This is a genomic window from Streptomyces sp. NPDC002076 (genome assembly GCF_053593835.1).
The window spans coordinates 49,292-63,474 of record NZ_JBSFDI010000016.1; the positions used below are offsets into that span (position 1 = coordinate 49,292).

Genomic DNA, 14,183 nt, shown 5'->3' on the forward strand with positions numbered 1-14,183 from the left:
ACCCTGGCCGCATGGACATGGCGGCCATACCGACGCAGCGGGAGGGCGAGCCCCGGGCCTGGGAGGTACGGGGGCGGGCCACGCTGCCCGGAAGCCCCCTCGCGCCCGGGGCGGCCCGTGCGCTGGTGCGGGCCGCGCTGGCCGAGGCGTCCGAGGTGTCCCGGATACCGGCGCGGCTCGTCGACGACGCCTTGGCCGTCGTCAGCGAGCTGGTCACCAACGCCGTCGTGCACGCCGGCACGGACGTGGAGGTCGACTGGCTGCTGGAGGACAGCGGCGCGTTCGTGGTGGAGGTGGGCGACCGGCATCCCTCCCGCGCCCCGCGCGACCCGCTCGGCGGCGAGGCGGCGTACGACACCCCCGAGTGCGGGCGCGGCCTGCGCCTGGTCACCACGCTCGCCGAGTCCTGGGGCGTCACCTACCGCGCCGGCGCCAAGACCGTCTGGGCGCGGCTGCCCCCGGGCGGCGTCGAGGACCCGGACGCCCCCGCCCCGGACGCCCCCCTGGAGGTCGCGGAGGACCTGGCCCCGCACCCGCACCGCGCCCACGGCGACCGGGACTGGCTGGGCCGGGGCGCGCTGTCGTTCCTCGCCGAGGCCTCCGACCTGCTCGCCGGACAGCTCGACGAGAACCTGGTCACCGCCCTCGCCGGCCAGCTCATCGTGCCCCGGCTCGCCGACTGGTGCGCGGTGTGGCTGGAGGACGAGGCGACCCTGCGTGGCGGCGCCGCCGGCGGCCCCGACCGGGTCTGGCACGCCAGCGAGAACCACATCGAGGAACTGCGGTGCGCCCTGGAGAAGGAGCCGCCCTGCCTGCGCGAGGGGCTGCGCTCCGGCCCCGAGCCGTACCCCTGGCCCGGCCATGCGCTCGGCCCGCAGGGCGCCGACGGCACGGCGCTGGCGTACCGGCTGATCGCGGGCGGCCGGCCGCTCGGCACACTGGTCATCGGCCGCAGCGGGTTCGCGCGCTTCCCCGACGAGGTCACCGGGCTCGTGGAGGACCTCGGCCGTCGCGTCGCCCTGGCGATCGGCGCCGCCCGCCAGTACGCCCGCCAGGCCACCATCAGCGCCGTCCTGCAGCGCGGCCTGCTGCCCGGAGCGGTCGCCCAGATCCCCGGCGTGAGCAGCGCGCTCGTCCACGAGCCGTGCGACAAGGGCGGCCCCAGCGGCGACTTCTACGACCTGTTCCCGGCCGGCGACGGCCGCTGGTGCTTCGCCGTCGGCGACGTCCAGGGCAAGGGGCCCGAGGCGGCGGTCGTGATCGGCCTCGCCCGCCCCTGGCTGCGCCTCCTCGCCCGCGAGGGCTACCGGGTCGCCGACGTCCTCGACCGCCTCAACCAGCTCCTCCTGGACGACGCCACCGAGGCCGCCGACGCCGCCGCCCGCGCCCTCGTCGCCGCCGGCGGCCGCCTGGCCACCGGGGACGGCCCGCAGACCCGCTTCCTGTCCCTGCTCTACGGCGAGCTGACCCCGTACGACGGCGGCGTCCGCTGCACCCTCGCCTCCGCCGGCCATCCGCTCCCGCTGGTCCTGAGCCCCGACGGCACCGTGCGCACCGCCGCCGGCCCGCAGACGCTGCTCGGCGTGGTCGAGGACGAGACGTACACCAGCGAGACCCTCGATCTGCGGTCCGGCGACAGCCTGCTGTGCGTCACCGACGGGGTGACCGAGCGGCGCTCGGGCTCGCGCCAGTTCGACGACGGCGACGGCCTCGCCCGCGCCCTGTCCGGCTGCGCCGGGCTCAGCGCCGAGCTGATCGCGGAGAGGATCCGCCGCCTGGTGGACGACTTCGGCGGGGGCCCGCTCGAGGACGACCTCGCCCTGCTGGTGCTCCAGGCGGAGTGACCGCCGCCGTACGGGACAATGGAGTACATGCCTTCCGCACTCCCCGACGGCGAGCCCGTCCCCGCCGACGGCGCGCTGCCCGCGCACGCGCTCGCCGGGGCGGCCGACCGCCCGCTCGGCTTCTACTTGCACGTCCCGTACTGCGCGACCCGCTGCGGCTACTGCGACTTCAACACCTACACCGCCACGGAGCTGCGCGGCACGGGAGGCGTGCTGGCGTCCCGCGACAACTACGCGGACACGCTGACGGACGAGATCCGGCTCGCCCGGAAGGTGCTCGGCGACGACCCGCGCCAGGTCCGCACGGTGTTCGTCGGCGGCGGTACGCCCACGCTGCTGGCCGCGGACGACCTCGTACGGATGCTGGGGGCCATCCGCGACGAGTTCGGCCTGGCGCCGGACGCGGAGATCACGACGGAGGCGAACCCGGAGTCGGTCGATCCGGCGTACCTGGCCACCCTCCGGGAAGGCGGTTTCAACCGGATCTCCTTCGGCATGCAGAGCGCGAGGCAGCATGTGCTCCGCGTGCTCGACCGCACCCACACGCCGGGCCGCCCCGAGGAGTGTGTGGCTCAGGCGCGAGCGGCGGGCTTCGAGCACGTCAACCTCGACCTGATCTACGGCACCCCCGGCGAGAGCGACGACGACTGGCGGGCCTCGCTGGACGCGGCGATCGGCGCGGGGCCGGACCACATCAGCGCGTACGCGCTCATCGTGGAGGAGGGCACGCAGCTGGCCCGCCGGATCCGCCGGGGCGAGGTCCCGATGACCGACGACGACGTGCACGCGGACCGGTACCTCATCGCCGAGAAGGTGCTGTCCGGGGCGGGCTTCGACTGGTACGAGGTCTCCAACTGGGCCACCTCGGAGGCGGGCCGCTGCCTGCACAACGAGCTGTACTGGCGCGGCGCCGACTGGTGGGGCGCGGGTCCCGGGGCGCACTCGCACGTGGGCGGGGTGCGCTGGTGGAACGTCAAGCATCCGGGGGCGTACGCGGCGGCGCTCGCCTCCGGCCGCTCCCCGGGGGCGGGTCGGGAGCTGCTGTCCGACGAGGACCGGCGCGTGGAGCGCATCCTGCTGGAACTGCGGCTGCGGGAGGGGGTGCCGCTGTCCCTGCTGAAGGAGGAGGGACTCGCGGCGTCCCGGCGCGCGCTGGCGGAGGGGCTCCTCCAGGAGGGGCCGTACGAGGAGGGGCGGGCCGTGCTGACGCTGCGGGGGCGGTTGCTGGCGGACGCGGTGGTGCGGGACCTGGTGGACTGATCACTCCCGCGAGTGAATCCCCCCGGAACGCCGGTTCGGTCCCTAACCTGGTTCGTAGGCTGCCGCCAAAAGGACGCGGCGGATGTGGAGGGCCACGGAGATGACCGCTGTGGACGAGCGTGGGATGACCAAGTTCTTCGAGGAGTTCGAGCCTCCGGAGGGCGTCAGGGTCGAGCTTCTCCGGGGGGTAATTGTGATGATGGCCAGCCCTGATCTGGTCCACAACATGATCGTGGAAGACGTGTTGGACCAGATCCCGCGCAAGCGGTGGGCTCGGCTTCAGACCCAGGACGTCGACATCCTTGACGAGGCCAGCGAGCCGGTGCCGGACTTGGTGGTAATGGAGCGCGACGCAATGCCGCGTTCAGGGCGCCTGTTGCCGTCCGGGCTGATCACGATGGTCGTCGAGGTCGTCTCCAAGTCCAGCGTCCACCAGGACTACGTGGTCAAGCGCTCGATCTACGCGGCGGGAAAGATCCCCGCCTACCTCATCCTCGACCCGGTCATGGCGCACTGCGTCCTGTTGACAAAGCCTTCGGGCCAGGGTGAGGACGCTGACTACCGCAGCCAGGAGATCATCAAGTTCGGTGATCCAGTCCCGTTGGAGGATCTGGGACTCGAACTGGACACCACCGAGTTCGGAGCGTTCCCGAACGTCAGGCCCCACCGCTACCCGTGACGAAGTCGATCAGCTCCTCCACCCGCCCCAGCAACTCCGGCTCCAGATCCTTGTAGGACCCCACCCGCTTCAGGATCGCCTGCCACACCGCCCCGGTGTTCTCCGACGGCCAGCCCAGCGCCCGGCACACCCCCGTCTTCCAGTCCTGACCCTTCGGCACCGTCGGCCAGGCCTCGATCCCCAGCGCGGCCGGCTTCACCGCCTGCCAGATGTCGATGTACGGGTGGCCGACCACCAGCGCGTGCTCGCTGGTCACCGACTCCGCGATCCGCCACTCCTTCGTGCCCGGCACCAGGTGGTCCACCAGGACGCCCAGCCGCGCGTCCGGACCCGGCGCGAAGGACGACACGATCGACGGCAGGTCGTCCACGCCCTCCAGGTACTCCACGACCACGCCCTCGATGCGCAGATCGTCGCCCCACACCTTCTCGACCAGCTCGGCGTCGTGCCGGCCCTCGACGTAGATACGGCCGGCGCGGGCCACGCGGGCGCGGGCACCGGGTACGGCGACCGAGCCGGAGGCGGTACGGGTGGGTCGTAGCGGAGCCGAGGACGACGGCCGTACCAGCGTCACCACCCGCCCCTCCAGCAGAAAACCCCGTGGCTCCAGCGGGAACACCCGGTGCTTGCCGAAGCGGTCCTCCAGCGTCACCGTGCCCGCCTCGCAGCGGATCACCGCCCCGCAGAAACCGGTGCCGGGCTCCTCCACCACCAGGCCGGGCTCCGCCGGTACCTCCGGCACCGGCTGCTGCTTCTTCCAGGGCGGGGTCAGGTCGGCGGAGTACTGGCGCATTCGGATGACGATAGGGAAACCGGCGGACCCGCGCCTACGACACGCCGAAACGCGCTGCCAGCTCCTCGCGTTGCCGTCGTACGAACGCCGCGTCCACCACCGCTCCGTGACCGGGCACGTACAGCGCGTCCTCGCCGCCCAGGGACAGGAGCCGGTCCAGGGCGTCCGGCCAGCGGGACGGGATAGCGTCCGGGCCCGCCTGGGGCTCGCCGGACTCCTCGACCAGGTCGCCGCAGAAGACGACCTCCGGTGAACCGGGGATCAGGACGGCCAGATCGTGCGCCGTGTGGCCCGGCCCCACGTTCGCCAGCAGAACCTGCCGGCCGCCCCCGAGGTCCAGCGTCCACTCGCCGGAGACCGGATGCCGGGGCGACACGAGCGCGTCCACCGCCGCGTCGGCGTCGGCGACCGGCAGTCCGTTGCGCACGGCGTCCAGGCGCAGCTCCTCGCGCTCGTGGGCGAACACCACGTCGACACCCACCGCCCCGTACACCTCCGACCCCGCGAAGGCCGCCGCCCCGAAGACGTGGTCGAAGTGGGGATGGGTCAGCGCGAGATGGGTCACACGGCCGCCGGCCAGCTCCTCGGCCTGTGTCCGCAGCCGCGCGCCCTCGGCCAGGCCGGAGCCGGCGTCCACCATCAGCGCCGTACCCTGCCCGAGGACCAGCCCGACCGTGCAGTCCCAGCCGGGCAGCCGGCACCGGCCGACCCCCGCGGCCAGCCGCTCCCACCCCAGCTCTTCCCAAGTCACCGTCATACCGTGACGCTAGCCGCACGAGCCGCCGGCGCCGCACCGACCTTGCCCTGGGTGTACCCGACAGCCGTACACTGGGCCGGGGAACGCTGGCACTCGCATGCGAAGAGTGCCAGGCGGACGAACCGCAGGACAGGAACCGAGGGACGACGTGCTGGAGGTGCGCGCGGATGCTGAGTGAACGCAGGCTGCAGGTACTGCGCGCCATCGTCCAGGACTACGTCGGCACCGAGGAGCCGGTCGGGTCGAAGGCCCTCACCGAGCGGCACAGCCTCGGCGTGTCCCCGGCGACGGTCCGTAACGACATGGCGGCCCTGGAGGACGAGGGGTACATCGCGCAGCCGCACACCAGCGCGGGGCGCATCCCCACCGACAAGGGCTACCGGCTGTTCGTGGACAAGCTGGCGGGCGTCAAGCCGATGACCGCGCCCGAGCGGCGCGCCATCCAGAACTTCCTGGAGGGCGCCGTCGACCTCGACGACGTCGTGGCGCGGACGGTACGGCTGCTCGCGCAGCTCACCCGGCAGGTCGCCGTCGTGCAGTACCCGTCCCTGACCCGGTCCACCGTGCGGCACGTGGAACTGCTCTCGCTCGCCCCCGCGCGGGTGATGCTCGTGCTGATCACGGACACCGGCCGGGTCGAGCAGCGGATGGTCGACTGCCCGGCGCCCTTCGGCGAGACCTCCCTCGCCGATCTGCGCGCGCGGCTGAACAGCCGGGTCGCGGGCCGCCGGTTCTCGGACGTGCCGACGCTGGTCGAGGACCTGCCGGAGGCTTTCGACCCCGAGGACCGCGGTACGGTCTCGACGGTGCTCTCCACTCTTCTGGAGACACTCGTCGAGGAGAACGAGGAGCGGCTGATGATCGGCGGTACCGCCAATCTCACCCGCTTCGGACATGACTTCCCCCTCACGATCCGGCCCGTCCTGGAGGCCCTGGAGGAGCAGGTCGTGCTCCTCAAGCTCCTCGGCGAGGCGAAGGATCCGGGCGTGACGGTGCGTATCGGGCACGAGAACGCCCATGAGGGACTCAACTCCACCTCCGTGGTGTCGGTCGGCTACGGTTCGGGCGGCGAGGCGGTTGCCAAGCTCGGCGTGGTCGGACCGACCCGCATGGACTATCCGGGAACGATGGGAGCGGTACGCGCAGTGGCACGGTACGTCGGACAGATCCTGGCGGAGTCGTAAGTGGCCACGGACTATTACGCCGTTCTCGGCGTGCGCCGCGACGCGTCGCAGGATGAGATCAAGAAGGCGTTCCGTCGGCTCGCGCGCGAGCTGCACCCGGACGTCAACCCCGATCCGAAGACCCAGGAGCGGTTCAAGGAGATCAACGCCGCTTACGAGGTGCTGTCGGACCCGCAGAAGAAGCAGGTCTACGACCTCGGCGGCGACCCGCTCTCGCAGTCCGGCGGCGCGGGCGCGGGCGGCTTCGGGGCCGGTGGCTTCGGCAACTTCTCCGACATCATGGACGCGTTCTTCGGTACGGCGTCGCAGCGCGGCCCGCGCTCGCGCACCCGGCGCGGCCAGGACGCGATGATCCGGATCGAGGTCGAGCTGGACGAGGCGGCCTTCGGGACGACCAAGGACATCCAGGTCGACACCGCGGTCGTCTGCAACACCTGCAACGGTGAGGGCGCTGCGCCCGGTACGACCGCTCAGACGTGTGACATGTGCCGGGGCCGCGGTGAGGTCTCGCAGGTCACCCGGTCCTTCCTGGGCCAGGTCATGACCTCCCGGCCGTGCCCGCAGTGCCAGGGCTTCGGCACGGTCGTGCCGACCCCGTGCCCGGAGTGCGCCGGCGACGGCCGCGTCCGCTCCCGCCGCACGCTCACCGTCAAGATCCCGGCCGGTGTCGACAACGGCACGCGGATCCAGCTCGCCGGTGAGGGCGAGGTCGGGCCGGGCGGCGGTCCGGCCGGTGACCTGTACGTCGAGATCCACGAGCTGCCGCACCCGACCTTCCAGCGGCGCGGTGACGACCTGCACTGCACGGTCACCATCCCGATGACCGCGGCGGCGCTCGGCACCAAGGTGCCGCTGGAGACGCTGGACGGCATGGAGGAGGTCGACATCCGGCCCGGCACCCAGTCCGGCCAGTCGATCCCGCTGCACAACCGGGGCGTCACGCATCTGCGCGGCGGCGGCCGGGGTGACCTGATCGTGCACGTCGAGGTGCAGACCCCGACCAAGCTGGACCCGGACCAGGAGCGCCTGCTGCGCGAGCTGGCCAAGCTGCGCGGCGAGGAACGGCCCCAGGGGCAGTTCCAGCCGGGACAGCAAGGGTTGTTCTCGCGGTTGAAGGACGCGTTCAACGGGCGCTGACGTGCGCTGCGGCGTGACCGGGGGTCCGAGGGTCGGCCCCCGCAGGCACGGTCAGCCGGGGCAGCAGGGGTTTTTCTCGCGGTTGAGGGATGCGTTCAAAGGGCGCTGAACCGTCGCCGGTGGAGGTCTGACGGGGTGCTTCGGCACCCCGTATGCCATTGGTTTATGCCATCGGTCGCCCGGATTCGGACTTGTTCAAAGGACGTGACAACATGCGGTCATGTCCTCCGCGCTGACCGATCTCTTCCCCTACCCGATCGTGCAGGCCCCCATGGCGGGCGGTGTCTCCGTCCCGCAGCTCGCCGCCGCCGTCTCCGAGGCCGGTGGCCTCGGGTTTCTCGCCGCCGGGTACAAGACCGCCGATGGCATGTACCAGGAGATCAAGCAGCTGCGCGGGCTGACGAGCCGCCCCTTCGGTGTGAACGTGTTCATGCCCCAGTCCGAGTACCCCGGTGCGGGCACCGGCTCCACCGGAGCGGCCAACGCCGTGCCCCCTTCCGGCGCCGTCGAGGTCTACGCCCATCAGCTGGCCGGCGAGGCCGCCTGGTACGAGACCGAGCTGGGCGATCCGGACAGCGGCCGGGACGACGGCTACGACGCCAAGCTCGCCGTACTCCTCGACAACCCGGTGCCGGTGGTCTCCTTCCACTTCGGCGTGCCGAGCCGGGAGGTGTTCGACGGCCTGCGCCGCGTCGGCACCTTCACCCTGGTCACCGCCACCACCGCCGAGGAGGCCCGCGCCGTCGAGCGGGCCGGGGCGGACGCGGTGATCGCGCAGGGCGTGGAGGCGGGCGGCCACCAGGGCACCCACCGGGACCTCCCCGAGAACGACGGCGCCGGGATCGGGCTGCTGTCGCTGGTCGCGCAGATCCGCGAGGCCGTGAGCATCCCGGTCGTCGCCGCCGGCGGCATCATGCGCGGCAGCCAGATTGCCGCCGTCCTCGCGGCCGGCGCGAGCGCGGCCCAGCTGGGCACCGCCTTCCTCGCCACCCCCGAGTCCGGCGCCCAGGCCGTACACAAGCAGGCGCTGACCAACCCCCTTTTCGCGCGCACCGAGTTGACCCGGGCCTTCTCCGGCCGCCCGGCGCGCGCACTGGTCAACCGCTTCCTGCGCGAGCACGGCCCGTACGCTCCCGCCGCCTACCCGGAGATCCACCACCTCACCTCGCCGCTGCGCAAGGCCGCCGCCAAGGCCGGGGACGCGCAGGGCATGGCGCTGTGGGCGGGGCAGGGACACCGGCTGGCCCGCGAGCTGCCCGCCGGGGAGCTGGTGGAGGTGCTGGCCGCCGAACTCGACGCGGCCCGGACAGCGTTGTCGGGCAAGGGGGGACTGCGATGACCGCGCCGGTGTTCGTCGTGGACTCGCTGGAGGGCGTGGGCCCCGGTTCGGTCGTCGACGTCGACGGCCCCGAGGGGCGGCACGCGGTCTCGGTACGGCGGCTGCAGCCCGGTGAGAACGTGGTGCTGACGGACGGCAAGGGGCGGGGCGCGGCCGGGGTCGTCGTCAGCGTGTCGGGCAAGGACCACATGGTGGTCGAGCCCTTCGAGTTCCCGGTGGAGCCGGAGCCCAGCCCCCGGATCACCGTGGTCCAGGCCCTCCCGAAGGGCGACCGGGGCGAACTCGCCGTGGAGACGATGACGGAGACCGGGGTCGACGCGATCGTGCCCTGGCAGGCCGCGCGGTGCATCACCCAGTGGAAGGGCGACCGGGGTCAGAAGGCGCTGGCCAAGTGGCGGGCCACCGCGCGCGAGGCAGGCAAGCAGTCCCGTCGGCTGCGCTTCCCGGAGGTCGCGGACGCGGCAACCACCAAGCAGGTTGCCGCACTTCTCGCCAAGGCCGACTTCGCCGCCGTGCTCCACTCCGACTTCGAGCACGCGAGTGAGCGGCTGGCGACCGCCGAACTGCCCACCGAGGGCGAGATCGTGCTGGTCGTCGGCCCCGAAGGGGGCGTCGCACGCGACGAGTTGGCGCTCTTCCAGGAGGCGGGTGCGAAGGCGTACGTCCTCGGTCCTACCGTGTTGCGTACATCAACCGCCGGCACCGCCGCCGTGGCCCTGCTGCTGGGCCGCACCGGCCGCTGGTCCTGACACCTGGGGGACAACCGTGGAACTCGCCCAAGTCCGGCTCCTGGTCACCGACTTCGCCGCCTGCTACCGCTTCTACGCCGACGTTCTCGGCCTGAAGCCGCAGTCCGGCGCGACCGAGGGGCCGTACGAGAAGTTCAGCCCGCACGCCGGCTCTGCCGGGATCGCGTTGCAGGACCGGGCGATGATGGCCGAGGTGCTGGCGGAACTTGGGGACACGGCCACCGGTCACCGCTCCCTGGTCGTCCTGCGCGTGGACGACCTGGACGCCTACTGCGCCGAGATCACCTCCCGCGGCGCCACCCTCCTCCACGGCCCGGCCCCCATGACCGACCGCATGCGAGTCGCCCATCTCAAGGACCCGGAGGGCAACCTGGTCGAACTCCAGGAGTGGCTGCTGCTGCGCGGCTAGGCGCTCCGCTGGTTTGACCGCGTGCAGTGCCGGGATGTCCTGTCGGACGACTGCGGCGCCGTGGGGGCTGATCGCGCAGTTCCCCGCGCCCCTTCAGGGCGCGCCGGCCCGGACCCCGAACGGGTGAGTGGCCGTATGTGGCCTTCCGTGCCGTTCGTGCCGGTGGCACTCTGCCCTGCATGCGGGCATTGAGGCGGATTCGGTACGGGAGATGCGGGACGCGGGCGGTGGCCGTGGCCGGGCTCGTCGTGGTGGCCGGCGCGGCCATGGTGGCGTGTCAGCCGGACGACCTCAGTGTCGCGTCCGTCGCCTACACCACGGACACCACCGCGACGGCCAGGCTCAAGCAGCAGCACATCGACGTCAGTTGGCTCACCTGCACCGGCGACTACGGCAACGGCGGCAAGACGGCGCACGGGGCGACGCCCTCACCGTCCGCGACCACCGTCGTCTCCGTCGACTGCCAGGGGGAGACCAAGGACGGGCGGAAGATCAGGGTCACCGGGAAGGTGACCAAGGCCGTCGACGGCGCCTGTGTGCGGGGGGATCTGACCGCCGAGGTCGGGGGCAGACAGGTGTTCCACGTCAGCGGGCTCGGCGACTGTGCCGCCACGCCCGGACCGACGTACCGGCCGCCCACCTACCGGCCGGGCGGCGGGAAGCCGACCGTGACCGTCACTGTCACTGTCACCCGCACCATCTGGTGCAAGGGTGACCCCACCTGCTGGCCCGTCGAGGGGAAGTGATCGGAATACCCGGCGAGGCACAGCCGTCGCTGCGTACAGTGACGGGGTGACTCAGGGTGCCGCCTATCTCCGATTCCCTCATGTACACGGCGACTTGGTGACCTTCGTCGCCGAGGACGACGTATGGCTCGCGCCCCTGGACGGCGGCAGGGCCTGGCGGGTCAGCGCCGACAACATGCCGGTGACCAAGCCCCGGATATCACCCGACGGGCGTTTCCTCGCCTGGAGCTCCACCCGGGACGGCGCGCCCGAGGTGCATGTCGCCCCCGTCGACGGCGGCCCCGCCGACCGGCTGACCCACTGGGGCAACCGCCGTACCGAGGTGCTCGGCTGGACCGCCGACGGGCGGGTGCTCGCGCTCGGCGCGCACGGCCGGCACAGCTTCCGGCACAGCTGGGCGCATGCCGTCCCGCTGGACGGCGGACCGGCCGAGACCCTGCCGTACGGCCCGGTCGGCGATGTGGCCCTCGGCCCGGCCACCGTGCTGCTGTCCGCGCCGATGGGCCGCGAGGCCGCCCACTGGAAGCGCTACCGGGGCGGTACGGCGGGCAAGCTGTGGATCGACGGCGCGGGGGACGGGGAGTTCGTCCGGCTGCACGAGGATGTCGACGGGAACATCGAGTGCCCGGTGTGGGTGGGGGAGAGGATCGCCTTCCTGTCCGACCACGAGGGCACCGGCGCGCTCTACTCCTCCCTCGCCGACGGCTCCGACCTGCGCCGCCACACCCCTCTCGACGGCTTCTACGCCCGGCACGCCTCCGGCGACGGCACCCGGGTCGTCTACAGCAGCGCCGGTGAACTGTGGCTGCTGGACGACCTGGAGAGCGCCGAGCCGCGCCGGCTGGACGTGCGCCTCGGCGGGCCCCGGATCGATCTGCGCCCCCGCCCGGTGAACGCCGCCCGCTGGTTCGGCGAGGCGGCCCCGGACCACACCGCGCGGGGCAGCGCCGTGTGCGTGCGCGGCGGGATCCACTGGGTCACCCACCGCTCCGGGCCCGCCCGCGCCCTCGCCGCCACCTCCGGGGTCCGCGCCCGGATGCCGCGCGCCTTCCGCGCCGAGGGCGAGGAGTGGGTGGTGTGGGTGACGGACGCGGAGGGCGACGACGCCCTGGAGTTCGCCCCCGCGACCGGGACCGTGCCCGGCGCGCCCCCGCGCCGGCTGGCCGCCGGACAGCTCGGCCGGGTCCTGGAACTGGCCATGGCCCCCGACGGCAGCCGGGCCGCCGTGGCCGCGCACGACGGCCGGCTGCTGCTCGTCGAGCGCGAGACCGGCGAGGTCCGCGAGGTCGACAGCAGCGACGACGGCGAGGTCTCCGGCCTCGCCTTCTCCCCCGACTCCGCCTGGCTCGCCTGGGCCCACCCCGGCCCCCGCCCGCTCTCCCAGCTGCGCATCGCCCACACCACCGACCTCTCGGTCACCGAGGCGACCCCGCTCCGCTTCCAGGACTACGCCCCCGCCTTCACCCTCGACGGCAAACACCTCGCCTTCCTCTCCAACCGCGCCTTCGACCCCGTCTACGACGAGCACGTCTTCGACCTCGCCTTCGTGGTCGGCGCCCGCCCGCACCTGATCACCCTCGCCGCCACCACCCCCTCGCCCTTCGGCCCGCAGCGGCACGGCCGCCCGTTCGAGACCCCGGACAAGGACGAGACCCCCGACAGCGAGGGCACCCCCGCCACCCGCATCGACCTCGAAGGCCTCGCCGACCGGATCGTCCCCTTCCCGGTCGAGGCCGGCCGCTACTCCACCCTGCGCGCCGCCAAGGACGGCGTGCTCTGGCTGCGCCACCCCGTGCAGGGCGTCCTCGGCACCGCCCGCGCCCACCCCGAGGACCCCGACCCGCACACCGAGCTGCAGCGCTACGACCTCGCCCAGCGGCGCCTGGAGCACCTGGCCTCCGACGCCGACCACTTCGAGGTCAGCGGCGACGGCAAACGTGTGCTGCTGTGGACCGACGACCGGCTCCGGGTGGTCCCCAGCGACCGCCGTACCGGCACCGACGACGACGGCGACACCAGCGTCACCGTCGACCTGGCCCGCGTCCGGCAGACCCTCGACCCGGCCGCCGAGTGGCGGCAGATGTACGACGAGACCGGCCGGCTGATGCGCGACCACTTCTGGCGGGCCGACCTCGGTGGCGTCGACTGGACCGGCGTCCTCGCCCGCTACCGCCCCCTGCTGGCCCGCCTCGCCACCCACAGCGATCTGGTCGACCTGTTGTGGGAGCTGCACGGCGAACTCGGCACCTCGCACGCCTACGTCATCCCCTCCGGCGGCCGGGGCGGCGGCCCCCGGCACGGACTGCTCGGCGCCGACATCTCCCGCCACCCGGACGGCAGTTGGCGCATCGACCGCATCCTCCCCTCGGAGACCTCCGACCCGGACGCCCGCTCCCCGCTCGCCGCACCCGGCGTCGCCGTCCGCCCCGGAGACGCGATCATCGCGGTCGCCGGCCACTCGGTCGACCCGGTGACGGGCCCCGGCCCGCTCCTCGTCGGCACGGCGGGCCACCCGGTGGAGCTGACCGTCTCCCCGGCGGGCGGCGGCGAACCCCGGCACACCGTCGTCATCCCGATCGCCGACGAGGAACCCCTGCGCTACCACGCCTGGGTCGCCGACCGCCGCGCCCACGTGCACGCCGCCTCCGACGGCCGCCTCGGCTACCTCCACGTCCCCGACATGCAGGCCCCCGGCTGGGCGCAGATCCACCGGGACCTGCGCGTGGAGGTGGCCCGCGAAGGGCTCGTGGTCGACGTCCGCGAGAACCGCGGCGGCCACACCTCCCAGCTGGTCGTGGAGAAACTGGCCCGCCGCATCATCGGCTGGGACCTCCCGCGCGGCATGCGCCCCACCAGCTATCCCCTCGACGCCCCGCGCGGCCCGGTCGTCGCCGTCGCCAACGAGTTCTCCGGCTCCGACGGCGACATCGTCAACGCGGCGATCAAGGCCCTCGGCATCGGCCCGGTCGTCGGCACCCGCACCTGGGGCGGCGTCATCGGCATCGACAGCCGCTACCACCTGGTCGACGGCACCCTGATCACCCAGCCGAAGTACGCGATGTGGCTGGAGGGGGTGGGGTGGGACGTGGAGAACCATGGCGTGGACCCGGATGTGGAGGTCGTACAGCGGCCGCAGGACTGGGCGGAGGGCCGTGACACCCAACTCGACGAGGCGATCCGGCTCGCGCTGGCGGCGCTGGAGGAACGGCCCGCGAAAACTCCTCCGGGAATGCCGACCTGATACGACTACGATGCACCGGTATTGATCACCAGCGTGAGGAGGCAC

12 protein-coding genes are annotated in these 14,183 nt (G+C 72.9%); 10 read left to right on the forward strand and 2 right to left on the reverse strand.

Features of this window, described 5'->3' with window-relative positions; translation table 11 throughout:
- Positions 1–17 precede the first annotated feature (17 nt).
- The 3 genes from ACWCQS_RS29930 to ACWCQS_RS29940 all read left to right on the forward strand — a co-directional run bounded on the left by ACWCQS_RS29930 (position 18) and on the right by ACWCQS_RS29940 (position 3,783).
- Positions 18–1,844, forward strand: a complete 1,827-nt coding sequence (locus ACWCQS_RS29930) for a SpoIIE family protein phosphatase (RefSeq protein ID WP_451007474.1) — start codon at positions 18–20, stop codon at positions 1,842–1,844.
- 27 nt (positions 1,845–1,871) lie between these two features.
- A complete protein-coding gene (gene hemW, locus ACWCQS_RS29935; RefSeq protein ID WP_451007328.1) occupies positions 1,872–3,104 on the forward strand; it encodes a radical SAM family heme chaperone HemW in 1,233 nt (410 codons plus the stop codon).
- A gap of 82 nt (positions 3,105–3,186) precedes the next feature.
- On the forward strand, positions 3,187–3,783 hold the full coding sequence (locus ACWCQS_RS29940) for a Uma2 family endonuclease (protein WP_451007329.1): 597 nt from the start codon (positions 3,187–3,189) through the stop codon (positions 3,781–3,783).
- Here ACWCQS_RS29940 and ACWCQS_RS29945 read toward each other — a convergent pair.
- Both ACWCQS_RS29945 and ACWCQS_RS29950 read right to left on the reverse strand, forming a co-directional pair.
- A complete protein-coding gene (locus tag ACWCQS_RS29945; protein ID WP_451007330.1) occupies positions 3,761–4,576 on the reverse strand; it encodes a DUF3097 domain-containing protein in 816 nt (271 codons plus the stop codon). The genes ACWCQS_RS29940 and ACWCQS_RS29945 overlap by 23 nt on opposite strands.
- Before the next feature lie 34 nt (positions 4,577–4,610).
- Positions 4,611–5,333 (reverse strand): MBL fold metallo-hydrolase, encoded by a 723-nt coding sequence (locus tag ACWCQS_RS29950; protein WP_451007331.1) that lies wholly within the window; start codon positions 5,331–5,333, stop codon positions 4,611–4,613.
- Positions 5,334–5,500: 167 nt separating this feature from the next.
- Between ACWCQS_RS29950 and hrcA the strand changes: the two genes are divergently transcribed.
- From hrcA to ACWCQS_RS29985, 7 genes are all read left to right on the forward strand, one after another.
- Entirely contained in the window at positions 5,501–6,517 is a 1,017-nt protein-coding gene (hrcA, locus tag ACWCQS_RS29955) for a heat-inducible transcriptional repressor HrcA (RefSeq protein WP_451007332.1), read from the forward strand.
- The gene (dnaJ, locus tag ACWCQS_RS29960) at positions 6,518–7,654 is read left to right on the forward strand and encodes a molecular chaperone DnaJ (protein ID WP_450984473.1); all 1,137 of its coding nucleotides are present in this window, start codon (positions 6,518–6,520) and stop codon (positions 7,652–7,654) included.
- 220 nt (positions 7,655–7,874) lie between these two features.
- Positions 7,875–8,993 carry a nitronate monooxygenase gene (locus ACWCQS_RS29965; RefSeq protein WP_451007333.1) on the forward strand — a complete coding sequence of 373 codons (1,119 nt, stop codon included), beginning with the start codon at positions 7,875–7,877 and terminating at the stop codon, positions 8,991–8,993.
- Positions 8,990–9,742, forward strand: a complete 753-nt coding sequence (locus ACWCQS_RS29970) for a 16S rRNA (uracil(1498)-N(3))-methyltransferase (protein ID WP_451007334.1) — start codon at positions 8,990–8,992, stop codon at positions 9,740–9,742. The genes ACWCQS_RS29965 and ACWCQS_RS29970 overlap by 4 nt, the downstream gene beginning before the upstream one ends.
- Before the next feature lie 16 nt (positions 9,743–9,758).
- On the forward strand, positions 9,759–10,151 hold the full coding sequence (locus tag ACWCQS_RS29975) for a VOC family protein (RefSeq protein WP_388622214.1): 393 nt from the start codon (positions 9,759–9,761) through the stop codon (positions 10,149–10,151).
- Positions 10,152–10,330: 179 nt separating this feature from the next.
- Positions 10,331–10,897, forward strand: coding sequence for a hypothetical protein (locus ACWCQS_RS29980; protein WP_451007335.1), 567 nt, complete (start codon positions 10,331–10,333; stop codon positions 10,895–10,897).
- A gap of 46 nt (positions 10,898–10,943) precedes the next feature.
- Complete coding sequence (locus ACWCQS_RS29985; protein WP_451007336.1) at positions 10,944–14,138, forward strand: S41 family peptidase; 3,195 nt, start codon at positions 10,944–10,946, stop codon at positions 14,136–14,138.
- The last annotated feature ends 45 nt before the right edge of the window (positions 14,139–14,183 follow it).